General features: G+C 42.4%; 23 protein-coding genes. 15 read left to right on the top strand and 8 right to left on the bottom strand.

Annotated features, from left to right (window positions below; translation table 11 throughout):
• Window positions 1–2: 2 nt before the first annotated feature.
• The 6 genes from HG263_RS16160 to HG263_RS16185 all read left to right on the top strand — a co-directional run bounded on the left by HG263_RS16160 (window position 3) and on the right by HG263_RS16185 (window position 6,693).
• Window positions 3–770, top strand: coding sequence for an SDR family NAD(P)-dependent oxidoreductase (locus tag HG263_RS16160; protein ID WP_171627123.1), 768 nt, complete (start codon window positions 3–5; stop codon window positions 768–770).
• Between the two features lie 41 nt (window positions 771–811).
• The gene (locus HG263_RS16165) at window positions 812–2,038 is read left to right on the top strand and encodes an SDR family oxidoreductase (RefSeq protein ID WP_171627124.1); all 1,227 of its coding nucleotides are present in this window, start codon (window positions 812–814) and stop codon (window positions 2,036–2,038) included.
• 13 nt (window positions 2,039–2,051) lie between these two features.
• Window positions 2,052–2,828, top strand: a complete 777-nt coding sequence (locus tag HG263_RS16170; protein ID WP_171627125.1) for an amidohydrolase — start codon at window positions 2,052–2,054, stop codon at window positions 2,826–2,828.
• 183 nt (window positions 2,829–3,011) lie between these two features.
• Window positions 3,012–4,697: a cyclic peptide export ABC transporter gene (locus tag HG263_RS16175; protein WP_171627126.1), complete on the top strand. Its 1,686-nt coding sequence runs from the start codon at window positions 3,012–3,014 to the stop codon at window positions 4,695–4,697.
• A gap of 3 nt (window positions 4,698–4,700) precedes the next feature.
• On the top strand, window positions 4,701–5,390 hold the full coding sequence (locus HG263_RS16180; protein ID WP_171627127.1) for a response regulator transcription factor: 690 nt from the start codon (window positions 4,701–4,703) through the stop codon (window positions 5,388–5,390).
• Window positions 5,374–6,693, top strand: coding sequence for a sensor histidine kinase (locus HG263_RS16185; protein WP_171627128.1), 1,320 nt, complete (start codon window positions 5,374–5,376; stop codon window positions 6,691–6,693). The genes HG263_RS16180 and HG263_RS16185 overlap by 17 nt, the downstream gene beginning before the upstream one ends.
• A gap of 410 nt (window positions 6,694–7,103) precedes the next feature.
• Here the strand turns inward: HG263_RS16185 and HG263_RS16190 are convergent, their stop codons facing one another.
• The 3 genes from HG263_RS16190 to HG263_RS16200 form a co-directional block, all read right to left on the bottom strand.
• The gene (locus HG263_RS16190) at window positions 7,104–8,735 is read right to left on the bottom strand and encodes a methyl-accepting chemotaxis protein (RefSeq protein WP_171627129.1); all 1,632 of its coding nucleotides are present in this window, start codon (window positions 8,733–8,735) and stop codon (window positions 7,104–7,106) included.
• 125 nt (window positions 8,736–8,860) lie between these two features.
• Window positions 8,861–9,571, bottom strand: coding sequence for a 16S rRNA pseudouridine(516) synthase RsuA (rsuA, locus tag HG263_RS16195; RefSeq protein ID WP_171627130.1), 711 nt, complete (start codon window positions 9,569–9,571; stop codon window positions 8,861–8,863).
• A 56-nt stretch (window positions 9,572–9,627) separates the two neighbouring features.
• Window positions 9,628–9,957 carry a 5-carboxymethyl-2-hydroxymuconate Delta-isomerase gene (locus tag HG263_RS16200; RefSeq protein WP_171627131.1) on the bottom strand — a complete coding sequence of 110 codons (330 nt, stop codon included), beginning with the start codon at window positions 9,955–9,957 and terminating at the stop codon, window positions 9,628–9,630.
• Window positions 9,958–10,022: 65 nt separating this feature from the next.
• Between HG263_RS16200 and HG263_RS16205 the strand changes: the two genes are divergently transcribed.
• The 5 genes from HG263_RS16205 to HG263_RS16225 all read left to right on the top strand — a co-directional run bounded on the left by HG263_RS16205 (window position 10,023) and on the right by HG263_RS16225 (window position 13,481).
• Window positions 10,023–10,496, top strand: coding sequence for a CreA family protein (locus HG263_RS16205; protein WP_171627132.1), 474 nt, complete (start codon window positions 10,023–10,025; stop codon window positions 10,494–10,496).
• Window positions 10,497–10,498: 2 nt separating this feature from the next.
• Window positions 10,499–11,284 (top strand): hypothetical protein, encoded by a 786-nt coding sequence (locus tag HG263_RS16210; protein ID WP_171627133.1) that lies wholly within the window; start codon window positions 10,499–10,501, stop codon window positions 11,282–11,284.
• A complete protein-coding gene (locus tag HG263_RS16215; protein ID WP_171627134.1) occupies window positions 11,277–11,903 on the top strand; it encodes a LysE family translocator in 627 nt (208 codons plus the stop codon). The genes HG263_RS16210 and HG263_RS16215 overlap by 8 nt, the downstream gene beginning before the upstream one ends.
• A gap of 20 nt (window positions 11,904–11,923) precedes the next feature.
• Window positions 11,924–12,448 (top strand): gamma-glutamylcyclotransferase family protein, encoded by a 525-nt coding sequence (locus tag HG263_RS16220; protein ID WP_171627135.1) that lies wholly within the window; start codon window positions 11,924–11,926, stop codon window positions 12,446–12,448.
• Window positions 12,449–12,557: 109 nt separating this feature from the next.
• Complete coding sequence (locus HG263_RS16225; protein ID WP_171627136.1) at window positions 12,558–13,481, top strand: histone deacetylase family protein; 924 nt, start codon at window positions 12,558–12,560, stop codon at window positions 13,479–13,481.
• Window positions 13,482–13,498: 17 nt separating this feature from the next.
• Here HG263_RS16225 and HG263_RS16230 read toward each other — a convergent pair whose 3' ends face one another.
• Window positions 13,499–13,804 (bottom strand): DUF4144 family protein, encoded by a 306-nt coding sequence (locus tag HG263_RS16230; RefSeq protein ID WP_171627137.1) that lies wholly within the window; start codon window positions 13,802–13,804, stop codon window positions 13,499–13,501.
• Between the two features lie 77 nt (window positions 13,805–13,881).
• On the opposite strand from HG263_RS16230, the gene HG263_RS16235 reads away from it, so the two are divergent.
• Window positions 13,882–16,398, top strand: a complete 2,517-nt coding sequence (locus HG263_RS16235; protein WP_171627138.1) for an EAL domain-containing protein — start codon at window positions 13,882–13,884, stop codon at window positions 16,396–16,398.
• On the opposite strand, the gene HG263_RS16240 is transcribed toward HG263_RS16235, so the two are convergent.
• Together HG263_RS16240 and HG263_RS16245 are read right to left on the bottom strand one after the other, a co-directional pair.
• A complete protein-coding gene (locus HG263_RS16240; RefSeq protein ID WP_171627139.1) occupies window positions 16,374–17,186 on the bottom strand; it encodes a DUF2797 domain-containing protein in 813 nt (270 codons plus the stop codon). The two genes, HG263_RS16235 and HG263_RS16240, sit on opposite strands and share 25 nt — an antisense overlap.
• Before the next feature lie 110 nt (window positions 17,187–17,296).
• Window positions 17,297–18,805 carry a S10 family peptidase gene (locus HG263_RS16245; protein WP_171627140.1) on the bottom strand — a complete coding sequence of 503 codons (1,509 nt, stop codon included), beginning with the start codon at window positions 18,803–18,805 and terminating at the stop codon, window positions 17,297–17,299.
• A gap of 324 nt (window positions 18,806–19,129) precedes the next feature.
• Between HG263_RS16245 and HG263_RS16250 the strand changes: the two genes are divergently transcribed.
• From HG263_RS16250 to mrcB, 3 genes are all read left to right on the top strand, one after another.
• Window positions 19,130–19,468: a P-II family nitrogen regulator gene (locus tag HG263_RS16250; RefSeq protein ID WP_152085104.1), complete on the top strand. Its 339-nt coding sequence runs from the start codon at window positions 19,130–19,132 to the stop codon at window positions 19,466–19,468.
• Between the two features lie 11 nt (window positions 19,469–19,479).
• Window positions 19,480–20,709 carry an ammonium transporter gene (locus HG263_RS16255; RefSeq protein ID WP_171627141.1) on the top strand — a complete coding sequence of 410 codons (1,230 nt, stop codon included), beginning with the start codon at window positions 19,480–19,482 and terminating at the stop codon, window positions 20,707–20,709.
• 127 nt (window positions 20,710–20,836) lie between these two features.
• Window positions 20,837–23,182, top strand: a complete 2,346-nt coding sequence (gene mrcB, locus HG263_RS16260) for a penicillin-binding protein 1B (protein ID WP_171627142.1) — start codon at window positions 20,837–20,839, stop codon at window positions 23,180–23,182.
• Window positions 23,183–23,209: 27 nt separating this feature from the next.
• Here mrcB and HG263_RS16265 read toward each other — a convergent pair whose 3' ends face one another.
• On the bottom strand, window positions 23,210–25,045 hold the full coding sequence (locus tag HG263_RS16265; RefSeq protein WP_171627143.1) for a methyl-accepting chemotaxis protein: 1,836 nt from the start codon (window positions 25,043–25,045) through the stop codon (window positions 23,210–23,212).
• A gap of 148 nt (window positions 25,046–25,193) precedes the next feature.
• A complete protein-coding gene (gene hemL / locus HG263_RS16270; RefSeq protein WP_171627144.1) occupies window positions 25,194–26,474 on the bottom strand; it encodes a glutamate-1-semialdehyde 2,1-aminomutase in 1,281 nt (426 codons plus the stop codon).
• Window positions 26,475–26,482: the final 8 nt, after the last annotated feature.

Genomic DNA, 26,482 nt, shown 5'->3' on the forward strand with positions numbered 1-26,482 from the left:
GCATGATACAACAAATAGCAGTTGTTACAGGTGCTGCTGGTGGGTTTGGTGCGGCGATATGCCGCGCCTTACTCGCGTCAAATTATACGGTAGCGGCTGTAGATTTGAATGAAGACAAGTTGGCGTCACTTAAGCATTGGCTAGATGATGATGAACGGTTACTGACGTTTGTTATGGATGTTACAGATAGCGATAGTGTGCAAGCTGTTTATGATCAATTAGTGCAGCGTGAAAATAGTACGATTACGGTTCTGGTTAATAATGCTGGGATTTTACATAAAGCGTTTTGTCTTAAAAAAGAGTCCTTAGCAGCAGCGCGGCAAACATTTGATGTGAACCTCACTGGCGCATTTAATTGCACCACTATTTTTAGCCAAGCCATGGTGCGACAAAAATATGGTCGGATCATTAATATTGGTTCAGTGGCAGGCATTTGGGGGTCAGGTGGTAGTGCAGCTTATGCAGCTTCAAAAGCGGGTTTGATTAAAGCGTCAGAGTCATGGGCTCAAGAACTCGGACCTATGAATATTTGTGTGACCTGTGTGGCACCGGGTATTTGTAAAACCCAGATGTTTAATCAATTTCTTGAAAAAGAAAGCATCCCGGATGCTGAGGAAGCAAAGTTTGCACGTCGTACGGTACCTATCGGACGCTTTGGTTCAGCAGAAGATGTATCAGAAGTCGTGCAGTTTTTAGCAACTTGTAAAACTAACTATCTCAATTCGGCCGTGATCACCATTGATGGTGGCATGCGAGTTGGGGCCATGTAGCGTAAACGCGAAACTTAATGGAACAATTGTAAGGAATTAACATGAACAATAACGCAGCGTTTTTACCAGATAATTACCTATTAACTGGTGCATCAGGCGTATTGGGCGGACGTATTTTAACCGAGTTACTTGCAACCACAAATGCCAAAGTATATTGCATGTCTCGTGAGCAAGACTTAGAAAATGCACGTCGTAGAGTATTGGAGATGGTTGAGCTGTATGATCCTCAAGGCGCAGTGACCGATCAACTATCACGTATCAGCGTTATTTATGGTGATATAGGTAAAGACTTATTAGGCCTAAGTAATGATGACTACGCTACGTTGACTTCTCAAGTTAAAGTAGTGATTCATTGTGCAGCCAAGTTATCTCTTATTGCAGAATATCCTTCTTTACGTGAAGAAAACGTGGTTGGTACAGAGCGTATTGCTAAGCTATGTATGCAAGCGAATATTCCACTTCTTTATACTTCAAGCTTCTCAGTTATCGGCTCTAAGTTATACGAGCCTGGTTTTGTGCTAAAAGAAGACTGTGTGGACTATGGGCAAAACTTTAAAGACATGGGTTATGAGCAAACTAAATTTGAAAGTGAAGTATTGCTTAATGACTTAGCTAAAAAAGGCTTACAAATGGCTATTGTGCGCCCTGGTAATATCTGGGGTGATAGCCAAAATGGTCGTTATCCACTCACAGGTACCACAGTAAAAGGTATCTACTATGAGATGATAAGAGCGCTGGTTGAAACGGGTTATACTTTCCATGCAACGGACGACTTTGATGTAACACCTGTGGATTATGTGGCTAAAGCGTCTTTAGAAGTTGTAAAGAATATCAATACGGTAAGTGGTCAAACGTTCAATTTGGTTAATCCAAACCCACCGACTTACAATGAAATTATCGATTTGCTACGAGCATACGGCTACGAAGTGCGTAACGTACCTTGTGATGATTACTTCCAAGCACTACATGAAGACCGTATGTTACTAAATGGTAAGCCATATCACTCAAGCTTCACTGATATTTTGGCATTGGTAAGCGATGATGATAATTTATCTGAGCAAGCTAAATATGATACGTCTGGTATCCAAGCATTGTTAGAAGGCACAGGTGTGAGCTGTCCTAAGCTGGATAGTAAATTAATGTCTACTCTATTAGATCACTGTGTGGCAGCAGGACTTATCAAAACACCAGCGCAACAACATCCGATAGCTGAGATCAGTGAAGAGATCACAGCAAAGGTTTTTATGGAACATTTATACGACGCTTAAGTGGAAGTTAAATATGAGCGAAAAATTAAAGATAAGCTTGTTACAGCTAGATTTAGTGTGGCAAGACGCAGCTGCGAACCGCGAAGCGATAGAGCAGCAGTTAAGAACAGTATCTGATAGAGACCTAATCGTTTTACCAGAGATGTTTTCAACGGGGTTTGATATGAAGCCTGCGGGACTTGCCGAAACAATGGATGGTGAAACCGTTAGTTGGCTAAAGTCTGTTGCAAAGCAACAAGACGCAGTTGTGTGTGGCAGCATGATGATGCAAGTGGGTAATGAGTACGTAAACCGCTTTTTGTGGGTCACACCGCAAGGGGAAGTATCTCATTATGACAAACGTCACCTGTTTAAATTTGCCGGTGAGGATGAGCAATACAGTGCCGGTACTGAGCGCGCGATTTTCCAACTTGGTCAGTGGCGAATTGCACCATTTATTTGCTTCGACTTACGGTTTCCAGTTTGGTCTAGAAACTTAGATTGTCAGTACGATGTTGCGTTATACGTCGCAAACTGGCCTAAGGTACGTGCACCGCAATGGAAGAGCTTAGTACCCGCTCGCGCCATTGAAAACCAAAGTTATGTTGTAGCGCTTAACCGTGTGGGTGTTGATGGCAATGATATCGCATATAGCGGCGATTCTATGGTTGTTGATCCACTGGGTGAAACGTTACTGTATGGCGCCAATAAGGAAGTGGTGTTAAACATCGAGCTTGATTTAAATGAGTTACAAGATGTGAGAAGTCGCTTTCCATTCTTGCAAGAGGCAGATGGATTTACCTTTGCTTAAGTTATCAAAACGCCCACTACGGGCGTTTTTTCAAGTTTGAAGTGCTGAGCAAATGGTGTGAGTCGTCACGTCTTTACTAACCCTTACCAAGTTTATCTGCTATTTGTGGTACAAGTATTTTAATGTGCAAACCAGTCGTTAATGCTGAATAAGTTTGCAGCCGTTGTTTTAATTTAAGGATAAGTGAGAATTCAATTGGAAAGCTTAAATCGCCTTTATAAAAAATACTTTTGGTATTTTGCTTTTACCCTACCAATGGGGATTTTATTAGGTGTCATTAGTATGCATGTATTGCAAATCATTAATGATGCGCTTACCTCTGGTGTTGAGACTATTGAATACTCGGCGCAACAGTTTTTTATTACGATTGGCGTATTACTTGGACTGGGCGTACTCAATGAGTTTGTTAAAATTCGCCTGGTTGTGAATGCAAGCCGTGATATACACAGTCGCTTGGTTGATAAGGTTTTAGACTCATCTTATGAAAAAGTAGAAAGTATTGGCTTGCCTAAAGTCAATGCGACGCTCAGCAAAGACGTTGATACTGCCATTAAATTCTTTCAAGTTTTACCGCAAATGGTTGCTAATATTTCGATCATTGTCTGTGCAATAGCCTACATGGCGTATTTGTCTGTGACTGCGCTGATGTATGTATTTGCATTAATAGCATTTGCTGGGCTTAGTTTTACTGTAATCATTTTATTGTCGCGCAAATATCTACAAAATATTCGTGAGTGCGCAGATACACTTATGGAGCATTACGAAGCGATAGTTAAAGGGAAAAAGGAGTTATCTTTAGATTCAAAACGTCAACGTTATGTGAGAACGGATATCCGCGGCACATTGGAACAGTTACGAAAAAACAACCGCGGCGCACTGACTTTATTTGGTATGTTAGAGCATTGGGGACAGTTTATCTTGTTTGCCATTCTAGGGGTGATTTTATACTACCTAGGCATGACTTTAGGGTTAGAGAAAACAGTAGTCGTGGGTTATATCCTTACCTTGCTGTTCATCCTTGAGCCTATTGAGCAGGTGACACAAGCCTCTACTGATTTGATGGAAGCTAAAGTTGCCTTTAAGAAAATTGAAAGCCTACAACTTTCAGATGACGTTGTGGATGAAAAGCAAGAAGTTGCTGCGTTAGGCAGTAACCTTAATTTGAAGCTTAGTAACATTACTTATCAATATGCTGCGCAAGTAGAGTCTGAGAAAGGGTTTAAAATTGGTCCAATAGATTGCGAGTTTAAAGCCGGTGAAGCAACATTCATAATTGGTGGTAACGGCAGTGGTAAATCAACGCTATTTAAAATGTTAGCGGGACTGTACAGCCCCACAGGCGGAACGATTGAGTACGGTGATATTCCGCTAGAGACCAATAATATACCGAGCTATCGAGAGTGTGTGAGCCTAATTGCTGCTGATTTTTGGGTATTTAAACATATCTTGGTGAACGACTCAGTTGAAGATGAAAAGCTACTACAACAATTGGTGTCTTTACTGAAACTCGATAAAGCCGTGGAAATCATTGAAGGTAAGTGGAGCAAAACAACTTTGTCGCAAGGGCAAAGAAAGCGCTTAGCGTTGATCCAGTCATACATAGAGCATAAGCCAATTGTGTTATTGGACGAGTGGGCGGCAGATCAAGACCCTGTATTTAAAAAAGTATTTTATGAAGAAATCGTGCCTTCTTTAAAAGCGCAGGGTAAAGTAGTGATCATCGTGTCTCATGATGATAACTACTATCATACGGCCGATCGCTTGATGGAGTTAAGAGACGGGCAGTTGATACTACATAAAAATAACAAGCCAGCAGAAATTACACAGAATAATCAATTTTTTAAAGTACTAGATAGTTGCAAGGAGTAGGCAATGGCGAACAAAAAGCGCATTTTATTGGTCGAAGATGACAAACGTTTGAGTCATATGATCTCACATGTGCTGCGACATGAAGGTTACTTAGTTACTTGCGCATTTGATGGGCAAGTGGCGTTAGAGAAAGTAAATAGTGAGCTTTATGATGTCATTTTACTCGATATGATGCTGCCAAGGCTCAACGGCATTAGTGTATTGGAACAAATACTTCCTGAATACACAGGGGTCATTATCATGATGACTGCCAGCAATGATGAATGCTTGGAAGCTGATGCATTGGCCTTGGGCGTTCATGACTTTATTACTAAACCAATCAGGCCGCATATATTGGTAGCAAAAGTAAAAGCGCTGAGCCGCCTTGCAGGTCAGGCACCTAGTTGTAGAAAGTCTGTATTTCAAATTCAAGATTTAACCCTTAATACCAGCAATCGTAGTTTTTATTTAGATGATACGCCTGTAGAGCTTACAGAGGCTGAGTTTAGCCTGATGTACTATTTGATGTCACATCCAGGTGAGATCCTAGACAGAGCCAGTATCATCTCTGCTGTAAGAGGCATAGAGTACGATGGACATGATCGTTCTATTGATATGAGACTCTCTTCTTTGCGCAAAAAAATAAACGATAATGTTCCTCCCTATAAGTACATAAAGACGGTTAGGGGTGTGGGGTATGTACTACGCGAGTAACCAGATGTTTAAACGTTTATTTTTTTATTCTGCAGCGGCTTTTATTTGCAGTATCTTTATTGCGGTTATTCTTTTAGATACCAATTATGTTGATATCCGTGTCCAAGAAGAAAAGCCTATTTTAGAAGGCATTTATTCTGTCATCAATAAGCAAGCTCAAGAAGGCCCTATCAGTAATGATGTACTGAATTATTGGTCTGGTCAATTTGGTTATGAGTTAGATGTGTTGACTGTTCAGCAGGCTGAGGATTTAGAAGTAGATTTGGTACAGTTATCCCGTGCTGGAAGTATCATTGAATTGGTCAGTGGTTGGACGCAAGACAGTGTCACGGCTTACTATCAGCATGGTGAACAAATATTAGTGATGTCTAAGATGCATGTGGATAAGCAAGCTTACTTGCTCTACTGGCAATCGCTATTGGTGACGATTTTAACAGTATTAGCACTGTTTGTTTATTGCTATGTACATATGCATAAAAAGTACATTAAGCGACTGTTAAACGCTTATGAAGCGTATGGTCAAGGTAAGCTCTCTTTACGCGTACCCACCGAAATGCCTGCTCCTTACAGTGTGCTTGCTAGTCACTTTAATACCATGGCAGAAAAAATTGAAAGCTTACTCGAAGAGCATCAACATATGCTCAATGGTATTTCTCACGATTTAAAAACGCCACTCGCTCGGTTGCGCTTTGCATTAGATATGACTCGCAGTTGTAACAGTGCCGAAGAGTATCGTGAGACGATTCAGTTTATGGACGAAGATTTAGATGCCTTGGACGAATTACTCGATGACTGGTTTTTATATGTTGGTTTAAATGCCGCACGTAGAGAGCCTAAAATTCAGGTCTGCCGACTAGAAAGTATTGTTAATAAGGTGGTGAGTCGCAGTGTTCCTGCTTATTCACAGATTAATGCGCTTGCTCACATCGTGCCTGATATTGAGGTTAACGCTGACAAAAAGTTGCTGAAAAGAGCGATTGAGAACTTGGTAAATAACGCCTGCAAATTTGCTTCTAGTACAATTCGTGTGAGTACGCGCTGCTGTGATGGGTATGTTTGTATTGACGTCGAGGATGATGGTGCAGGTATACCCGAAGACAAACGAGCAGCAGTACTAAAACCTTTTTTACGCTTAGACAGTAGCCGTAACATACCGGGAATTGGACTTGGCTTATCGATTGTGGCGAGCATTTTAAACAGCCATAACGGTAAATTGGAGATATGCGACTCCCCTTTGGGAGGCGCTAAGATCACCTTGATGCTGCCCAGTGAGAAAAAACTCACAAAGCCTAAGAGCAGCTAAAATCCTGAAACAAGTTCAGGATGACAAACAACCCGTCATTCTGACGCAGGTCAGAATCTTGTTATATTTAGCAATCAGTGCGAGTGCAAGAAGATCCTGAAACAAGTTCAGAATGACGAGAACCCCGTCATTCTGACGCAGGTCAGAATCTTGTTATATTTAGCAACCAGTGCGAGTGCAAGAAGATCCTGAAACAAGTTCAGGATGACAAGAAGCCCGTCACTCTGACGCAGGTCAGAATCTTGTTATATTTAGCAATCAGTGCGAGTGCAAGAAGATCCTGAAACAAGTTCAGAATGACGAGAACCCCGTCATTCTGACGCGGGTCAGAATCTTGTTATATTTAGCAACCAGTGCGAGTGCAAGAAGATCCTGAAACAAGTTCAGGATGACAAATCATTGGTTGTTTATCAGCAACTAAACTTGGCTATTTCTGTTTCTAGTTTAACGGTTAACTCTTTAATACTGTCAGTGGCGTGATGGGCTTTTTCAGACACACTGGCGGTTTGCGAGGCTGTATCTGAAATAGTTACGACACGACGTGCGGTATCTTCGCCAGCTTCGAGCTGCTCTTTCGCTGCATGAGCGATTTGGTGACTCATTTGCGATATTTCACTCAATGAATTGGCCACTTTACGCAGTTCTTCACCAGCTTCTTTGGACATAGTCACGGTTTTCTCACTGGTATGAATTGACACTGTCACAGATGATTTCGCTTCTTGGGTGGCAGATTGCAGTTTGCCAATCATAGTATGAATTTCTTCGGTACTGGATTGCGTGCGTTGTGCAAGCTGGCGTACTTCATCTGCGACCACGGCAAAGCCACGGCCTTGCTCCCCAGCTCGCGCAGCTTCAATGGCGGCATTCAGAGCCAGTAAGTTGGTTTGTTCAGCAATGCTTTGAATAACACTCAGTACATTAGCAATATTACTTACTTCTTCATCTAGGGTTTGTATGTTATTACCCGCACTGTCAATTTGCTGCTCTAATAAGGCGATGGTTTTTGCAGCTTCAGTAGTCAGCTTATCGGCATTCTGGCCTTGCTTCTCGGCTTCTTGTACGGAGTTGGCAGTTTGATCGGCATGTTCAACCACTGTTTGTGCAGAAGCCGTTAACTCGGTGATAGCAGAGGCAACCATTTGTGTTTCGCTACTTAAACTGCGAGTTAGTTGCTCAAGCTCATTTGAACGTTGCTCACCATCGTTACTCTGTGATTTAAGTGCGTCGCTTACTCCTGCAATACCACCAACTACGCCTTGCAAGCCTTGTTGCATGTAGCTCATCGCCGCAATAATACTGTCTTCTTTTGCTTGTGCGGTATTAATTGGTGAGCTCAAGTTGCCACGCGATACTTGCTTTACAATAGAGAGCACTTCATCTAGCTCGCCACCAAGCTTGTTAGATAAAGCCAAACCAAACTTAGCTAACGCAAATGTTAAGGCAACGGCAATGAGCAAAGATAAGCTCAACAACCAACGTGCGGTGCCCCAGTATCGAGCGTCGACTTCTTTGGCACTGATCCCCGTACCCACGTACCAACCAAACCCAGAGGTTTTTTGTACAACAGAGGTTAAGTCAACCACTTCTCCATCACGCACAGAATCCCATTTGTAGGTGATAATTTGGTCTGTTTTGCTGCCAACCAAACGTTCGACCATACGGCCTATACTGTTACCTTTGGAATCCTTAAAGTCATTAAAGCTTGTACCATGAAGTTGCGGATCATGAGGGGTGGCAACAAAGTTAAGCTCATCATCAACAACATAGACATATTCAGAGTCATGGTATTTGTTTTCTCTAAGCATCTGAATTGCAAGTTTTTTAGCTTGTTTTTCACTCAGAGCACCCGTTTCTACATAGTCTTCGAATTGTTCGACAATATTAACTGTGCTTTTCATCAATTGATTGATGCGTGCAATATTGTCTGATTCACTCGCATGACGTAAAGCTTGTAATCCTAATGTGGCGACCAGTAAAAGTGAGAGGAAAATAGCCGCGGCGAAAAGTATTATTTTAATTCTTAATGTTAAACCTGATAGCACGATACGCCCCTTTCAGATAATAGAGTATTATTATCTACCATGTTTATCGGAATCATGTAAGTAACATATAGTGCATTTGGCTAAAAATGGAGATGATATTTCCTCATATTGATGAGATTATTTACTTACTTTGCATTGATTATGCTTATTTCATGCTCCGTTAAAGGGCGATACTCACCACTTGCTAACGTGTCGTCTAATTCAATATCAGCAATTTTTTCTCTATGAAGTTCAACAACTTTATTGCCAACGGCTGCAAGCATACGTTTAACTTGGTGGTATTTGCCTTCGCAAATAGATAACCGCAAACAGTAACTTTCTAGCTTTTGTGCGATGGCAGGCAAAGTGGCTTGTTTTTCATTATGCAATTGCACACCTGCTCTGAGTTGTTCAAGGGCTTCTTCCGTTATTGGCTCTTGAGTTTCAACTAAATAAGTTTTGAATTTTTGCTTTTTTGGAGAGGTGATCTGATGAGACCAATCACCATCATTAGTGATAAGTACAAGGCCTGTGGTATCTATATCTAAACGACCTGCAACATGAAAATCTTTTAAGTTAGGTTCGTCTAACAAATCAAAGACAGTGGCATGCATTTCATCACTATTAGCGCAGACATAACCCGCTGGTTTATTCAACATGAAGTAGCGCTTGCCCAAATACTGCAACGGTTTACCCTGCCAAGTGACGAGATCGTCCTGAGTAACTGAATAATCAAATTTATTAACCAGTTCACCGTTAACGGTTACATAACGTCTTTTAATACCAGCTTTGACTTTGGTACGTGGCAATTCAGTGAGGTGGCTCAAAAACTTATCCAAGCGACAAGGAAACTTCATAATCTTTTATCTTTAATTTTAACGGAACATCATTATACGCAACTGTGTTACTTAGATCAGTTTTTTCGGTATACCTCGGGGATTAAATCATACGGATGAACACTAAGTAGCCAGTTGCTATCAAGTAGAGTTTTCAAAGCGCTGAGAATAGTTTCGCTCAATAATTGCTTTTGCTCTTCACTGCGTCCTGCTATGAGGTGAGCTTGTACATGGACAAAGCCGCTTTTACCTGCTTGTACTTTAAAGTGCTCAAAACTCTGGCTACGAGTTTTTATCGTGCTGTTATCAAACAAGTTTGTTCGCTCTGTGGCTTGGTGGACGCATGTAACAAGGTCAGTAGTTGGTACAGGAAGGTTACTGGCATGTTCAATGATTATATGTGGCATGATGACTTATTGGTCCAAGTATGAGTAAATGGGGCTATATTAGGTCATTTATATGGAAATACTAGATGTATAAATACAAAATTGTATTGGCTGCCATTGCTACAGTGATGACATTAAGTGGCTGTAGTGATGATGCTGCCAAAGTAAGTTTAGGTTTGTTTACCACCAAAGATGTGGTGGTATCAGCTCAGCAAGACCCGATTGTTACGGGAGTTACCTGCCATATTAGTCATGTTGAAGCCGACTTTGATTTTTCTGACCCATCGGATATGTCGATAGCATGTCGCCAAACGGGTGAAATTACTGAGCAACAGATGCAACAAATTGATTTATCTAAAGATGGTGAAGTTGTCTTTAAAACATCAAAAAGTATTTTATTTAAATCATTAAAAGTTCGTCGTATTTATGACGCTAAAACTCGCACTTTATTGTATTTATCTTACTCGACCAAAGAAACCAGTGGCAGTCATCACCATGCCTTGTCGACAGTACCACTTTATAATACAAAAGCTTGGCAATGGGCAACGAGAACTGAGTAATTATGCTAGCGTTATTTAAATCAAAACCATTATTAAGTGAGTCAGAAGTAGCTTGGCTGATGGACACATTTGTCTGGGCATGTGAGCATTTTGACGGGCAATACTTTTTATCTAGTACACAGATCATAGAGCCTACGGGGCAGTACTTTCCTGACCAAGTAACCAGTGTTGAGCAAATGGCACAGACGGTGTTTAAGCGTGTGCGAGATTATGCGGGTTTGCAAACATGGCCATTACAATTGGTTGGTCCTGCAAATTTACCTGCTGAGCAAACTATGCCGGTATTTAGTTTTTCCGATACCATGCGCGGGGAGTCGGCTATGCTCAATGTACAGCCACCACATGATGTATTGTTGTCGTATAATCCAAACCAAATTAATCAACCTCAAGATTTAGTGGCCAGCTTTGCTGGCAGCTTAGCGACGGTCATGATTTATCAAAAAGGTGCGTTACCACCAGGTGGAGAGCAACAAATTGCAGCTGCCAGCGATGCGTTAGCTTGCTTTATGGGCTTTGGCGTGATGATGAGTAACACGGTATATCAATTCAAAGGAGGGTGTGGCTCTTGCTATAACCCTTATGCGAATCGCCAAGCGGCACTGAGCGAAGCGCAGACGGTCTTTATGCATGCTTTAGTGTGTTATTTCAAACCCAATGTAGATGGTAAAAAGCATTTGAAACCACATTTAAAGAGCATTTATAAAAAAGCGCGAAAGCAAATTGAAAGTTACGTTAGTGATTCACCTAATCCAGTCTTACTGATGCTCAAGGAGCAAAGTAATGCTTGAGTTTGTCGATGAATTTTTGTTGATTGCTGTGGCGCATTTTTTTGCCGTCGCAAGTCCTGGCCCTGACTTTGCAATTGTATTAAAGCAAAGTATTCAACGGGGACGAGCAAATGCGCTATGGACAAGCGGTGGAGTTGCATTGGGTATTTTAGTCCATGTTACCTATTGTTTGCTTGGTGTGGCGATTATTTTGTCTCAGTCACCAACATTGTTTAACGTGCTTAAATATGTTGCGGGTGCTTATTTGGCCTATATGGGTGTTCAGGCGCTGCGCGCAAAACCAGCACAGGGTAATTCATCGAGCGAAAAACCAGTTGTTCAGGATACTGAAAGCGCTTGGCAAGCATTGAGACGCGGTTTTTTAGTTAATGCGCTTAATCCAAAAGCGACGCTGTTTTTTCTCTCGTTGTTTACCTTGGTTATTTCACCGTCAACGCCCACCAAAGTCCAAGCATTTTATGGGTTGTATATGGCTTTTGCTACTTGGGTATGGTTCTCGTTTTTAGCTTTGGTATTGAGCAAAGAGCGTGTACGTGCTTTTTTTGCGCGAGCGGGTCATTGGTTTGACAGAGGGATTGGCGTTGTCTTAATCGCTTTGGCGGTAAGAGTTGTGATTTAAGTAAAGGTTAATAAAGCAGTATGAGTATTAAGCCCCATATCAATTTTGCATTTGGCTCGAACATGTCAACTAAGCGGTTATTTGCCCGCTTACCCCAAGCGCAGTGCTTAGGTGTCGCTAAGCTTTTTGGTCATCAGCTTACATTTAATATGCTAAGCACCGATGGTTCAGCCAAATGTACTATCGAAGCGACTCATCGGCGTGATGATTTGGTCATGGGGGTCCTGTATGCCTTAAATGATCAAGAAATTAATCAATTAGATATCATCGAAGGGGCGCGTTACGATCGTGTTGCGCTTGACGTTGAGGCATTAGAACATGGTCCGATGCGTGCGCATTGCTATATCGCCAATACGTTTATTGATACGCATCTACCTTTTGATTGGTATGTGCAGCATGTACTGCATGGGGCGTTAGAGCATCGGTTTCCTGCTGATTATGTTAAGCACATTGAAGCGCAACAGCATGTCACTGATCATGACCTAGAACGTGCCCAGCGAGAATGGCAGCTATATCAAAAAGTGAGAGTGAGTAACAAAGTTTAATTTTGATGTGCAGGAAAAAATTCAAGATGTTGGTAATTAACACCAAAGTCGCACTGTGCTCGCTCACAGTGCTTGTTACACTTATATAAAAACGAGTTGAAGGATTACAATGAGAACTGCAGTGATAAGCCACCCTCATTGTCGAAAGCATTCGATGGGGCCTGAGCACCCTGAGTGTCCAGAACGATTAGATGCGATCACCGATAGGTTATTAGCGTCGGGTGTCGATGCTACCATCGCTCATATGCAAGCACCTAAAGTGAGTATGTCTCACGTGGCGTTAGTACACGAGCAGTCTCATATTGATAAAGTGTGCGCAGCGATACCTGAGCAAGGTGTACATGAATTTGCAGAGGATGTTTGGTTGTGTCCTGAGTCGTTCAAAGCGATTGAACGAGCGGCGGGGGCTGGTATATTAGCCGTTGATGAAATATTAGCTGGTAATTTAGATGCCGCGTTTTGTAGCGTACGCCCGCCGGGACATCACGCGAACCAATCCTCTTCATCGGGCTTTTGTGTATTTAATAATCTGGCAATTGCCGTTGCCTATGCAAAATCATTGGGTGTAAAGCGCATAGCGGTATTGGATATCGATGTACATCATGGCAATGGCACACAAGACATAATGCGTGAGCAACCTGATGTGTTGTTTTGCTCTTTATTCCAGCATCCATTTTATCCAAACACCGAAATCGAGAACAACCAGCATATCGTCAACTCTCCATTGCCAGTGGCAAGTAAAGGTGAAGACTTACAAGCGCTGTTTAACCAACAATGGTTGCCTAAATTAATGGCATTTAAGGCGGAGCTCATCTTTATCAGTGCGGGGTTCGATGCGCATATTGAAGACGACATGGGCGGTTTACAATTTGTAGAGGCCGATTATCAGTGGCTAACAGAGCAAGTGATAAACGTAGCCAATAGTACCCAAGCGAAGGGGATTATCTCTTTTTTAGAAGGGGGATATGCTTTGTCGGCTTTAGGGCGCAGCGTTGCTACACACATCAAAGCATTGGTTGAAGGGCACTTCTAAGTTACCCCGAGTTCAGATTAGTTATGTAGTTGTTTGAGCAATTCAAAGGCTTGTTGATAGGTTTGTAGAGATATCTTTTGCACGCAACATTGCCCATCTTCCATAAGCGCTTGCTGAACTAACTCAGTGAGCGGTTGTAGTTGAATTGCAGCTATTTCATTTCCCAATAAATCGCAGCAATTGCCGTCTTTTAGCACACACACCGCTTGATTCTTTTGCTCGGTGGTTAAATAAAAAGTGCTCTGTTCAAGTGAATGAGGGCTGTCAATATATTCAATACTTTCTTCTAAACACAGCAAGAGTGGGTAATATTTTATTGTCATAGTTTGTTCTCAATCAAAGTATAAAACATGAGCAGCATTATACTGCGTATTCGAGTAAGAATACGAGGTTGTGCTCAATGGTATCTGATAATCGTCAATTACAAATCAAAGATATTTTTTCTAACCAATTATTGTCCTGCGATCATCAAACGCCATTAGTCGAAGCGGTTGAGTTGATGCGTAAGCGGCGAGTAAGCTCAATATTTGTCACCGAACATGGGCAAATAGTGGGAATTTGGACGGAATCAGATTGTGTCAAGCTCAACTTTAATGATCCAGACTTTGCCTATGCGCCAATCGCAGGTTCAATGACCGCACCTGTGCATGATATTCAAGTTGATAAAACCTTGAGTGAGGCTACGGTCAAATTTCATCAATTAGGCATTCGTCATCTACTGGTCAAAGATCAGCACAATGAAGCTGTTGGAGTGGTTTCACTGTCTGATATTGTACGCAATCAAGGATTAGATCATTATTTACATTTTCGGCCAATCGAAGATCACTACAACCGCAATGTGATTATTTTAAAAGCCGATGATTGTGTCTCAAGAGTTATTGAAGTGATGCGAGTTCGTCGAGTTACTGCGGTGTTAGTTTACCACAGTGACTTGGCTGAATATGGCATTGTGACTCAGCGAGATATCGCTTACATGCTACTCAACCCTGATTGGCGTATTCCTTGTTGGGAGCTGGCGACATATCCGCTGTTACAAGTTAGTCCCAAAGATAGTTTATTTGATGCATATCGACTGATGACGGCTGAGTCTATTCGTCATTTGGTCGTGAAAGACCCATGCACAGCTAAAGTGATAGGCTTGTTGCCACTTAAAAATGTACTAACCGAGATTGAAACTGCGTATTGCAGTGAACTTGAAAAGGTGCTTGTACAACGAGACTTAGCGCTGCGTAAGTCAGAGAAAAACCTTTACCTTGCCAATCGGATTATTGATGCCTCATTAGATGGCATTATGATCACTCGTGGTGATGGTGAAATATTACAAATCAACCCTGCGTTTAGTGAATTAACAGGGTACCAAGATTATGAGGTAATTGGTAAAAGCCCAAATATCCTCAGTTCAGGTATTCATGGTAAAGAATACTATGACCAAATGTGGTTAGAGCTGAGAACAAAAGGTGTATGGCAAGGCGAAATCTGTAATCGTAAAAAGAGTGGTGAGATATATGTTGAGTGGCTAACCATTATTGCCATCAATGAGCCCTATAGTGATGAAGTGCTGTATGCGGCTATTTTCAGTGACATTACCGAGCGCAAAAATGCTGAAGAGAAAATTGCACGACTCGCTTATTTCGATGAGCTAACAGGTTTGCCAAATCGTCGTTTGTTTTACGACCGCTTATCGATGGCTTTAGCTTCTGCTCATCGTGAAAATCATAAACTAGCGGTGATGTTCATTGATTTAGACCGTTTTAAAGAAGTGAATGACACGCTAGGCCACAGTGCCGGTGACGAACTCTTAGTGCAAGTCAGTGAGCGTATAAAAAATATGCTTGAAGAAGGCGATACGCTAGCGCGTCTTGGTGGCGATGAGTTTGTCGTGCTACTGACAGAGGTAAAGCATATTTCGGATGTGGTGGGGTTCGCGAACAATGTGCTAGAGCAGTTAAGCAAAGCATTTGAGCTTAATGATATCAGTGTTAACGCCACCGCCTCGCTAGGGGCTGCTATTTATCCTGATGATGGCGTGGATAGCGAAACTTTACTCAAGCATGCAGATGTAGCGATGTATCGCTCCAAAGAGATTGGCCGAAATTCGTTTCAGTTATACAAAGCGTCAATGAACGCCCGTTCGTTAGAGCGTTTGTCTATGTTAAGCCGATTCCAGCACGCCCTAGAGCATGATGAATTTGAGCTTTATTTTCAGCCACTACAATGTTTGGCGAGTCGAAGAATTTCTAGTGTTGAATGCTTGTTGCGCTGGAATGACCCAAAGTTAGGCATGATCTCGCCTGCGCAATTTATTCCGCTTGCCGAGGAATTAGGACTCATTATCAAATTAGATCAATGGGTGATCAATAAAGCGTGTGAAAAAATGGCGCTATGGCGACGTCAAGGCAGTGATTTACGGCGTATAGCGATTAATGTGTCAGCCCAGCACTTGTGCCAAGGTGAATTGGCAACAACCGTATCCAACGCATTGAATAAACATGGGGTAGATGGGCGTTTTGTTGAGCTTGAACTCACTGAAAGCAGCTTTATTAGTAACTTACATGAAGCTAAAAGTGAGCTTCATAAATTAAAGAGTTTGGGGGTTGCTATCGCTTTAGATGACTTTGGAACGGGTTATTCTGCGCTAAGTTACCTCACTAAGTTACCGATTGACACACTAAAAATAGATGCCAGCTTTGTCGCTAAAATACCTGATGAATATGGTAATAGTGAAATTGTTGCAGCAATCATTGCGATGGCTAAAGCACTCAATTTGCACGTGGTAGCTGAAGGGGTTGAAAAAGCAGAGCAGCGCCAGTTTTTACAAAAACTGGGCTGCAACACTATCCAAGGTTATATGTATTGTAAACCCTTGAGTTGTGACGATTGGCTGCGTTTCTATCACGCAGAAAAAGTCACTTCATAAGCGGTAAATTTACGAATATTAATGACGCCGGTATCAAAAATAAGGTACTGGCCTTTTATTCCCTGTAATACACCCGATACCTCTGGGTTTTTATCAAAGTTGAAGGATGTTATTTTGGTTGGAAATTGCTCAATAGGAAAGCTTAAGTCAACCACTTCTTCATCTAGACATTCAATGGCAGTAGCACCAAATAACTCTGCAAGCTCGTCTAATTTGTTTTTGATTTGTGGGATCAACTCATTGGCACTGGCTTTTAGGTCGATCTCTTCAGATACGCCTTTGAGCATGTTGCGCCAATTGGTTTTATCAGCAATAAACTCAGCCAGTGCAACCTCTACTAGGCCTGACTGTAACCGTGTTTGCACTTTAAATATTGGCAACGCTTGAGTGGCACCTTGGTCTATCCAACGCGTTGGGACCTGTGTATGACGAGTGATACCCACTTTTAAACCTGAGGTGTTTGCAAGATAAACGTAGTGGGGGATCATACAGTGCTCTTCACCCCACTGTGGTTCACGACAAGTGCCTTTATCGAAGTGACACGTTTCCGGTTTCATAATACACATGTCGCAGCTCGCCAGCTTTCTCATACACACAAAACAGTGTCCTTGCGAGTAGCTTTTTTTGGTTTTTTTACCGCAGTTACAACAAAAAATATTGCCAGTGTGCGTGAGGGTAATGCGCTTACCGATGTGCTCATTGAGTGCAATAAGCTCATTGCCAATGGGTAATTGGTATTGAATTGGTTGTGTATGCGTTGCTTTTAGCTTGCTTAGAGTGCCTTGCATCTTTACGCCCCTAAAGATGTTAAAAGGGCGATACTATCAAGCTGCTCGTTAAGTCACAATCTGTATTAGAAGAGAAGTGCGAACAACAATGTTGTTCGCACGCGGTTTAGTTAGTATTTGGCTGAGCGCGTCTGACTTTTTAAAGATGCTTTAATAAATTCACGTAAATCATCATTAGAGGTTTTTAAATCTTCTTTACGTAAATACATCATATGGCCCGAACGGTAGCCTTTAAAGCTCAAGCGGTCGCGCATTTTGCCGCTTGGGTCTAGTTGCCACAGAGTGTATTTGGCATCAAAGTAGTTGGTTGCACCATCATAGTAACCAGCTTGTATTAATACGTTTAGATAAGGGTTTTCGGCCATCGCTTCACGTAGCTGTTCACCTGTGTTGTTATTACTTCTATCCCACGGATGAACATTGGCTAACATGTTGTATTGCACATCTGTTTTATAATTTAGCTCTTCACGAATGTAATGGTTTATGGCTGGAGTAAAGGCGTGCAACCAAGCACTTAGTTCAGGAAAATAATCCGGTCTGTCACCTGCATCACGCTTATCTATACCTAAATAGCGTGAGTCTAGTCTACCCAAAATATAGCCTTGGTCACGCAGCAATTCTTTCCAAAACGCGTCATCGCTGATATCCAAATTATTTTGCAGCACAAACTGTTTAGACAGGCCACTATAAAAGGCAACACGTTCAGCGATTGCTTGTTTGTCATCGTTTGCAATGAAGGCTCCTTTTGCCAGTGCTGGTAAATACTGATCAATGGTAAAGCGCTCAACTTCTGATAGCACTTCTGTTAAGTCTTTTGCTTGTAACTCGGCTGGCAACACCTTGTGATGCCAAGCAGTTGCAGCAAAATAAGGGAGTCGGTTTGCGGCTTTTACTGGCCCCTGACGTTCGATACCAATATCGGTTGGCGAGACTAACACCACACCATTTAAAAACCACCAATGGGCTTGTTGAAGCTCTCTTGCAAGACCTGAAACTCGCACTGTACCGTAGCTTTCTCCGATTAAAAACTTAGGTGATAATGAGCGGTTATTGCGGGTAATAAAGGTATTAATCCAATCTGCAAGGTATTTTATATCTGCGTTAACACCAAAAAACTGCGCTTTTTGTTCATCGGCGCTGGGCATTTTGCCTTCTTTATTTGGTAATACACGTGAATAACCCGTTTTGACAGGGTTAACAAATACGATGTCTGCAACGTCCAACACAGAGTAAGGGTTATCTTTCATACCGTAAGGCTGCACAGGGTAGCCCTCGTCATCAATTTTCAAAATGCGTGGTCCAGTGTAGGCGATATGCATCCATACAGAAGCGGAACCAGGGCCACCATTAAATGAAATTAACAGTGGGCGTTTACTGATATCATCCACTTTATCTTTTTTGTAGTAGTTATAGTAAAGCGTCGCCGTCGGTTCCCCTTGCTCGTTCCATACCGGTTGAGTGCCTGATGTCACACTGTAACTAATGCGTTCACCGTTGATGGTCGCTTTGTGATTGGTGACCACTTTACTATCAATGTCTATTGCACGATTGTGATCTGCTGCAGCGCAGTTAAAGCCAACGGCAATAAAACATACCGCCAGAAACTTGCTTAAGTTCATTACTTTCCCCAAATGAATAAATTTATAACATTACAGTTGTTTTTCACGCAACTTTCAAAGTGTATGAGTCAAATACCATCAACAATAGGATAACTTGCGGGCATTAAATGAGTCGAGCGAAACAACTCTCAAAGAACGCACTTTGATTAAGAAGGTTGCACCATGACAGTACAGCATGGCTAATAATGCACTTAGTTGGTGCACTATTAGCCGTTATTATTTGTGTTTTTTTGTTAACATTTTGAATTTGTTGGCTTTAATTTTGTGGCATGAAGGTTGGATTAGCTGTGTTAACAGGATAAACCTGTCCTAAGGGGACCAACAATGAAAATGATAAGTGCAATAATAAAACCATTTAAATTGGATGAAGTAAGAGAAGCGCTCGCAGATTTAGGCATTGAAGGTATGACGGTGGTTGATGTAAAGGGTTTTGGGCGTCAACGGGGTCATACCGAGTTGTACCGTGGTGCTGAATATCAAGTCGATTTTATTCCAAAAATAAAACTAGAAATTGCAACGCGTAGTGAAAATACACAACGTGTTGTTGACACGCTTACGAAAGTAGCCAGCACAGGTAAAATCGGTGATGGCAAAATTTTTGTATATGACCTAGACCAAGTCGTGCGGATCCGTACCGGCGAATTAGATGAAGAAGCTATTTAAGGGGCCGAATAATGGAAAGCGCAATTGTAGAACTGAAATTTTCTTTAAACACTTTTTACTTTTTAATTTCGGGTGTCCTAGTTATGTGGATGGCTGCAGGGTTTGCCATGCTTGAAGCAGGACTGGTTCGTTCAAAAAACACCACAGAAATTTTAACCAAAAATATTACCCTCTATGCGATAGCGTGTACGATGTTTTTGCTCGTTGGCTACAACATTATGTATGTGGGTAATACAGAAGGCGGCATCGTCCCAAGTTTTGGTGCTCTGATTGGCGAAGCTGCCGCTGACGCTGATCATGCTTTGGAATCTGACTTCTTTTTCCAAGTTGTGTTTGTTGCCACCGCGATGTCGATTGTATCAGGTGCGGTTGCTGAACGTATGAAGCTATGGGCATTTTTGGCTTTTACTGTGGTACTGACTGGTTTTATCTATCCGGTAGAAGGTTACTGGACATGGGGTGGTGGCTTTTTATCTCAACTTGGTTTTGTTGACTTTGCAGGCTCTGCGATTGTACACGGTGCGGGCGCTGCAGCAGCTTTGTCAGGTGTCATATTGCTGGGCGCACGTAAAGGAAAATATGGTAAGAATGGTGAGATTTATCCAATTCCAGGATCAAACATGCCTTTAGCAACACTCGGTACATTTATCTTGTGGATGGGCTGGTTTGGATTTAATGGCGGGTCACAATTATTTTTAGCGGATAAATCAAATGCCGTAGCGGTCAGCCAAATCTTGCTAAATACCAATGCGGCGGCAGCGACTGGGGCAATCGCAGCACTACTTGTGTGTAAAGCATTATGGGGTAAGGCAGACTTAACTATGGTGTTAAATGGTGCTTTAGCTGGGCTTGTTGTTATTACCGCAGAGCCAGCTTCACCTACCCCCTTACTCGCTTGTATGTTGGGGGCATTGGGTGGCTCTTTAGTGGTATTTAGTATTGTTTTCTTAGATAAAGCTAAAATTGATGACCCAGTAGGTGCAATTTCAGTGCACGGTACCTGCGGTATTTTAGGGGTTATGTTAGTGCCTTTATCGAACGGCGATGCGACATTTGTAAATCAACTGATTGGTTTGGTATGTATCTTAGGGTTTGTGTTTATCGTGTCTTACCTTGTGTGGGCATTGCTAAAAACCACGATGGGCATTCGAGTTGGTGAAGAAGAAGAAATCAACGGAATGGACCAACATGATTGTGGTATTGATGCATACCCAGAGTTTGTCTCTGTGCGCAGTCAATAACGATTAGAGTATTCACTTACTTTATACGCAGAGCGGGCCAAAATGGCCCGTTCTATCTTTCAGGCTTGGTTAATCTAGGGTACTCTATGCTTCGGCATATTTAACTAAGAAGTTTGTAATAAGTGGCATGGTAGATAAAAAAAATAACGACACAGAAAAACCCAAGAAAAAGTCGACAAAAACGCCAGCCAAAACGCGTCGTTCTGCATCTAAAACTAAAACATCCTCCCCAAAATCTACTTTGGCGGCGGTTAAACATCGTATATTGCAAACTTGTTGGCGCTTTTTCTACAAAGGCACCATTGCCATAGTGGTACTTGTTAGTTTTTATTTAATTTATTTAGATGCAAAAATTACTCGCCAATTTGAAGGCAGTAAATGGCAGCTGCCAGTGCAGGTATATGCACGAGCCATGAACTTCTATCCAGAGCAATTTTTATCAGAAGACGAAGTTATCTGGGAACTCAAGCGCCTTAACTACTCTCAGGTCAACAAAATTAACCGTACAGGGCAATACGAGCTGCATGGGCGAACCATAAAAATACACCGTCGTGCCTTTGAGTTTTATAATGGTGCACAGTCGGGGCAGGTATTTACATTAAGTTTTGCTGGTAAACGTTTAGCCAATATCGTCGATGAAAATGGTCGACGCATTAAACAGGCTCGCTTAGAACCTGTACAAATTGCACGTATTGGTAATGAATCTAAACAAGATAGAGAGTTCGTTCCTTTAGAGAAGTTTCCTGATATTTTGAAACAGGCATTGCTGGTGGTTGAAGATAGAGAGTTCTATGAACATCACGGGGTATCTGTTTGGTCAATTTTACGCGCGTTATACACAAACCTTAAAGCGGGTCGAACGGTGCAAGGGGGCAGCACGTTAACGCAGCAGTTGGCGAAAAACTTTTATTTAAGCCGAGAGCGCTCAATAGTTAGAAAAATCAATGAAGCCTTCATTGCATTGATCTTAGATTATCGTTACAGCAAAGATGAAATTTTAGAGGCTTATCTTAACGAAGTCTTTATGGGACAAGCCTATAACCAAGGGGTTCACGGGATGGGGTTGGCAGCGGAGTTTTACTTTGCCAAACCTGTTGATGAGCTTGAATTTGACCAAATCGCGATGTTGGTCGCGATGGTAAAAGGTCCATCCTTTTATAATCCAAGACGTTATCCTGAGCGCGTACAAGAGAGGCGAGATTTGGTACTGCGATTGCTTGCAGAGCAAGGATATATATCAACCAATGAGCTGCGCCAAGCTTTAGTCAGACCCATTAAAGTTCAGCCGATAAACAAGAGTCTCCAGCAAAATTATCCCGGCTATTTAGAGTTGGTTGATAGAGAGCTGAAAACGTTACTGACCAATCAAGAGATAATAAATGCAGGAGTCAGGATATTTACTTATTTCGATTTGCAAAAACAAGCTGCGATGGAAGAGGCTGTGCGCAAGGGGTTGCCATACCTCGAAAGACGTTTTGATACAGAAAAGCTTGAAACTGCAATGATCTCTGTCAATGTCGCAAAAGGCGGAGTATCAGCTTTAGTGGCTGGACGTGATGTGCGTTTTAGTGGTTTTAATCGTGTACTCGATACCAAACGAAACATTGGCTCTTTAGTGAAGCCTGCGATTTATTTAACGGCATTAGAAAAGCCAAAATACAATTTAGGTACATTGCTTGAAGATGGTCCATTACAAGTGACAGACGAGTCGGGAGATGTCTGGCGCCCTGAGAACTTTGATCATAAATACCGTGGAGTTTTGCCTCTTTATCAAGCGTTTAGTAACAGTATTAATATACCAGCGGTCAACTTAGGGTTAGATGTGGGAGTGCATAATGTCGCTGCAACGCTGAAAAAGCTTGGTATAGAATCACAAATCAACCAATACCCATCGCTGTTGTTAGGCGCATTGGAGCTGTCGAGCTTCGAAGTCGCGCAAATGTATACCACACTTGCAGGTAACGGGGTTTATCGTCAGCTTACAACCATTTCTGCAATGACCAACGCCACTGGCAAAGTGCTTTATGAGCATGATGTTATAAGCCGTGAGCGTTTTACCGAGCAAGCTGTCTATATGACCAAATATGGGTTGAAGAAAGTGACAAAAGAAGGCACTGCGAAAAGGTTGAATTTACACTTTCCATCTATTCAGCTAGCGGGCAAAACAGGCACCAGTAACGATTTGCGAGATAGCTGGTTTGCAGGCTTTGATCACAATACCGTAACTGTTACTTGGCTGGGACGAGATGATAACCAATCGACAGGCCTAACAGGTGCCAGCGGGGCGCTAGAGCTGTATATCCGTTACTTGAAACCGCTTAATCCGCAAGCGATTGCTGATAATCGGCCAAGTGATGTACGTTGGGCATTTGTAAATCCTTTGACCGGTAAGCAAGCACCGCCTGGATGCGGTAAAGTGATCCAACTGCCAATACGACAGAGCGAGTTTAAACCTAGACCGCTATGTGAATAAACATGGAAGTCTAGATAAAGTAACCAACTAGCTTTTAAACTGACTCATCGCTTTTTGTAACTTTTGAGCCATTGCAGCCAGCTTCAGGGCATCTTCTTCAGTTGCTTGTGCTGAACTTAGGGTATGTTCAGCAAGCTCATTGACTTCACTGGCATCGATAAGTGCTTGTTGTGTAGCGCGGCTTTGTTGTTGCACCAGCTGGGCTATATGGACACCTTGTTCATCAATTTTAACCATACTTTGCTGAGCTTGCTGTAATACTTGATTGGTTTGATCGGCAGCTTCAACACCTTGCTCCATTTTCTCTACGCTGCTGCGCATTTTGCTCTGTGTATCGTTTGATGCATTTTGCAAAGAGTTAATAATGGTATGTATTTCCTCGGTTTGTTGTTGCGTTCTTTTGGCTAAGGTCCTTACTTCATCGGCAACCACAGCAAAACCTCGGCCTTGCTCCCCGGCTCTTGCCGCTTCAATGGCCGCATTCAGCGCAAGTAAGTTAGTCTGCTCTGCAATTTCACTGATAGCGGCGCTGACTTTGCTGATGTTGTGACTGTCTTGGGCAAGTTTATCCAGTGCGATACGGCTTTCTTCAAACTCTTTTTGTAATACCGTCATATGCTGAGCGAGCTCAGTGGTATTAACGGAGCTTTGCTTCACGTGCTGCGCTGCCGTACTTGCCAGTTCAGTGGCATGTTGTGCGGAGCCCTCAACCGAGTCTGCAACATTGGCCATTTCACTCAAAGCACCATGGATCATGCTGATTTTATGCTGCTGTTGGCCCACATCACTGCGCGTGTCATGGCTTATTTGGGTGAGCTTTGAAGTTTCTCCATCAAGCTCAACGCTGGTTGTATTGACATCGTTGAGCAATGCAATGAAAGCAGACAACACTTTGTTGTACTGAGCTACAATAATGGTCATCTCATCTTTGCCATAAGGGTTTGCTTTGGCACGTAAGTCACCTTGAGCAGCAAGCGCTGCTGCGTTAGAAAAGCTAGAAATACTGTCCACAACCGCAAAGTAGAAGCCATACATTAAATAGATGGCCAGCAGTAGACTGAGTGCCGAAGCGGTCGCTACCCCATTTCTGATGATGGTCTGTCTGGCGACTTTGTCTGCTAAAAGCTGACTCAACAAAGGGGTTGCTTGGTCAATCAACTCTGATACATCTTTAATAACAGCTTGGTAAAGCTGCTTGAACTGGGCATTTGATAGCGCTAACTTATCAGGGTCTAATAACTTTTCTTTGATGGTGTTTTTGTAGCGGGTGAGGCTTGTTTCTAAGCGTTCAATCGGTTTTTGCAACTGCTTGTTGGCCTGTGGATTAGCTGTCATTGCTACGGTAAGTTTGGTGTCTAGCTGAGTGTAGAATGTCAGCAGAACTTTGTTGAGGTTGGACAGTGCGATGAAGCTGTCTGGTGTGAATTGACCTTGGTTGATCACCAGACGTGTTTGCTCGGCAAGGGCATTGATTTGCTCTACCAATTTTGGGGTAGACTCGACCAATGCTCGGTTGATGTATGAGCGTGCAAGGTCATCATCTATTGCGAGTTTAGATTGAATTGATACTTGCTCGATGACAGAGTCTTGTGAGTTAAGTTGGTAGTTGGCTTTTGTGGCAATCCTATGATTTTCCTGTTCTTGCATGTTCATCATGTTATTAAGCAGCTTTGGGTATAAGTCTAAACCTTGCTGCTGTTGGGCACTGATATTAATTGAATGAGACAAAATACTCGTCAGAAAAAACAAACTGACACTCAAAGGTACCAGTAAAATACCAAACACTAAGGTGATTTTAGTTTTGTATTTCAGATTTGCCATTAAGTGTATTGCGGGCGCACAAAAAGCTCTTAGTCCATGCATAAGGTTAACTTTCTTAGGATATTGGTATTATTAAAGACCTGATGAAGCGTAATCTTAGTTCAAATATGTTTAATTTGCGCAAGGCGGATAAAATACATGTAAAGGGAGAGGCAGCTAGCCGAGGATAGCTAGCTGCGATTTGGTGTGATTATAGCTTTGCAAATGCACTTTTTGCCGCGGCAATCGTGTTCTCAATATCTTGCTGTGTATGCATGGTACTCACAAAACCCGCCTCGAACGCTGATGGTGCGAGGTAAACGCCTTCTTCAAGCATCAAGTGGAAGAAACGCTTAAAGCGCTCTAAATCACATTCAGTGGCTTGTGCAAAGCTGTTAACGCTGTTTGCGTCGGTAAAGAAAAAGCCAAACATGCCGCCAGCGTAGTTTGTTGTAAGCGCAATGCCAGCTTCATCCGCAGCTTGTTGAAAACCATCACACAGAGCTTTACTTTTAGCTTCTAGCTGCTGGTGTAATCCTTCCTCACTTAACAACTCAAGCGCTTTTAAGCCTGCCGCCATTGCGATTGGATTTCCTGATAAAGTACCTGCTTGATAAACTGGGCCTACTGGAGCGATGTAGTCCATTATCTCTTGCTTACCACCAAAAGCGCCGACTGGCATACCGCCACCAATGACTTTACCTAAGCATGTTAGATCAGGGGTGATATTGTAGTATTGTTGGGCACCACCTAATGCAACTCGAAAGCCGGTCATGACTTCATCGAAAATCAGTACGCTACCGTGGTTGTTACATACTTCACGCAAGCCTTCTAAAAAGCCAGGCACTGGAGGAATGCAGTTCATGTTGCCTGCGACTGGCTCTACGATGATACAAGCAATTTCGTCTTTGTATTGCTCAAAAATAGCCTTTACTTCATCCAAATTATTGAACGATACAGTTAACGTATGTTTTGCAAAATCAGCCGGAATGCCTGGTGAGTTAGGCACACCCATAGTCAATGCGCCTGAACCCGCTTTTACCAGTAGAGAGTCAGCATGGCCATGGTAACAGCCTTCAAACTTAAGAATTTTGTCACGACCCGTATAACCGCGAGCGAGTCTAATGGCGCTCATTGTCGCTTCTGTGCCAGAGCTAACCATGCGTACTTTTTCAATTGATGGTACCAGTTCTTTGACTTTTTCAGCCATGAGAATTTCGGTTTCAGTTGGCGCGCCGTAACTCAAGCCATTTTCTACGGCCTCAAGCACAGCCTGTTTAATTTGTGGGTGGTTATGACCTAAAATCATCGGTCCCCATGATCCCACGTAGTCTATATATTTGTTATTGTCAGCGTCAAAGGTATAAGGACCTTCTGCTTTGGTGATAAAAAGCGGTGTGCCACCTACGCCGTTAAATGCGCGAACAGGTGAGTTTACACCACCTGGGATAGACGTCTGGGCACGAGTAAATAAGTCTTGGCTAATTGTCATGATGATTC

Origin of the sequence: Pseudoalteromonas caenipelagi (genome assembly GCF_013140855.1) — a bacterium.
Lineage (GTDB): Bacteria > Pseudomonadota > Gammaproteobacteria > Enterobacterales > Alteromonadaceae > Pseudoalteromonas > Pseudoalteromonas caenipelagi.

What these genes read in the sequence shown, in the direction of transcription:
- HG263_RS16165 (WP_171627124.1), top strand. Translation starts at nt 812, where the DNA reads ATGAACAATAACGCAGCGTTTTTACCAGATAATTACCTATTAACTGGT.
- HG263_RS16210 (WP_171627133.1), top strand. Translation starts at nt 10,499, where the DNA reads ATGCTAGCGTTATTTAAATCAAAACCATTATTAAGTGAGTCAGAAGTA.
- rsuA (WP_171627130.1), bottom strand. Translation starts at nt 9,571, where the DNA reads ATGAAGTTTCCTTGTCGCTTGGATAAGTTTTTGAGCCACCTCACTGAA.
- HG263_RS16245 (WP_171627140.1), bottom strand. Translation starts at nt 18,805, where the DNA reads ATGAACTTAAGCAAGTTTCTGGCGGTATGTTTTATTGCCGTTGGCTTT.
- HG263_RS16240 (WP_171627139.1), bottom strand. Translation starts at nt 17,186, where the DNA reads ATGCAAGGCACTCTAAGCAAGCTAAAAGCAACGCATACACAACCAATT.
- HG263_RS16265 (WP_171627143.1), bottom strand. Translation starts at nt 25,045, where the DNA reads ATGCATGGACTAAGAGCTTTTTGTGCGCCCGCAATACACTTAATGGCA.
- mrcB (WP_171627142.1), top strand. Translation starts at nt 20,837, where the DNA reads ATGGTAGATAAAAAAAATAACGACACAGAAAAACCCAAGAAAAAGTCG.
- HG263_RS16220 (WP_171627135.1), top strand. Translation starts at nt 11,924, where the DNA reads ATGAGTATTAAGCCCCATATCAATTTTGCATTTGGCTCGAACATGTCA.
- HG263_RS16200 (WP_171627131.1), bottom strand. Translation starts at nt 9,957, where the DNA reads ATGCCACATATAATCATTGAACATGCCAGTAACCTTCCTGTACCAACT.
- HG263_RS16215 (WP_171627134.1), top strand. Translation starts at nt 11,277, where the DNA reads ATGCTTGAGTTTGTCGATGAATTTTTGTTGATTGCTGTGGCGCATTTT.
- HG263_RS16160 (WP_171627123.1), top strand. Translation starts at nt 3, where the DNA reads ATGATACAACAAATAGCAGTTGTTACAGGTGCTGCTGGTGGGTTTGGT.
- HG263_RS16180 (WP_171627127.1), top strand. Translation starts at nt 4,701, where the DNA reads ATGGCGAACAAAAAGCGCATTTTATTGGTCGAAGATGACAAACGTTTG.
- HG263_RS16255 (WP_171627141.1), top strand. Translation starts at nt 19,480, where the DNA reads ATGGAAAGCGCAATTGTAGAACTGAAATTTTCTTTAAACACTTTTTAC.
- hemL (WP_171627144.1), bottom strand. Translation starts at nt 26,474, where the DNA reads ATGACAATTAGCCAAGACTTATTTACTCGTGCCCAGACGTCTATCCCA.
- HG263_RS16185 (WP_171627128.1), top strand. Translation starts at nt 5,374, where the DNA reads ATGTACTACGCGAGTAACCAGATGTTTAAACGTTTATTTTTTTATTCT.
- HG263_RS16230 (WP_171627137.1), bottom strand. Translation starts at nt 13,804, where the DNA reads ATGACAATAAAATATTACCCACTCTTGCTGTGTTTAGAAGAAAGTATT.
- HG263_RS16170 (WP_171627125.1), top strand. Translation starts at nt 2,052, where the DNA reads ATGAGCGAAAAATTAAAGATAAGCTTGTTACAGCTAGATTTAGTGTGG.
- HG263_RS16250 (WP_152085104.1), top strand. Translation starts at nt 19,130, where the DNA reads ATGAAAATGATAAGTGCAATAATAAAACCATTTAAATTGGATGAAGTA.
- HG263_RS16235 (WP_171627138.1), top strand. Translation starts at nt 13,882, where the DNA reads ATGGTATCTGATAATCGTCAATTACAAATCAAAGATATTTTTTCTAAC.
- HG263_RS16205 (WP_171627132.1), top strand. Translation starts at nt 10,023, where the DNA reads ATGTATAAATACAAAATTGTATTGGCTGCCATTGCTACAGTGATGACA.
- HG263_RS16225 (WP_171627136.1), top strand. Translation starts at nt 12,558, where the DNA reads ATGAGAACTGCAGTGATAAGCCACCCTCATTGTCGAAAGCATTCGATG.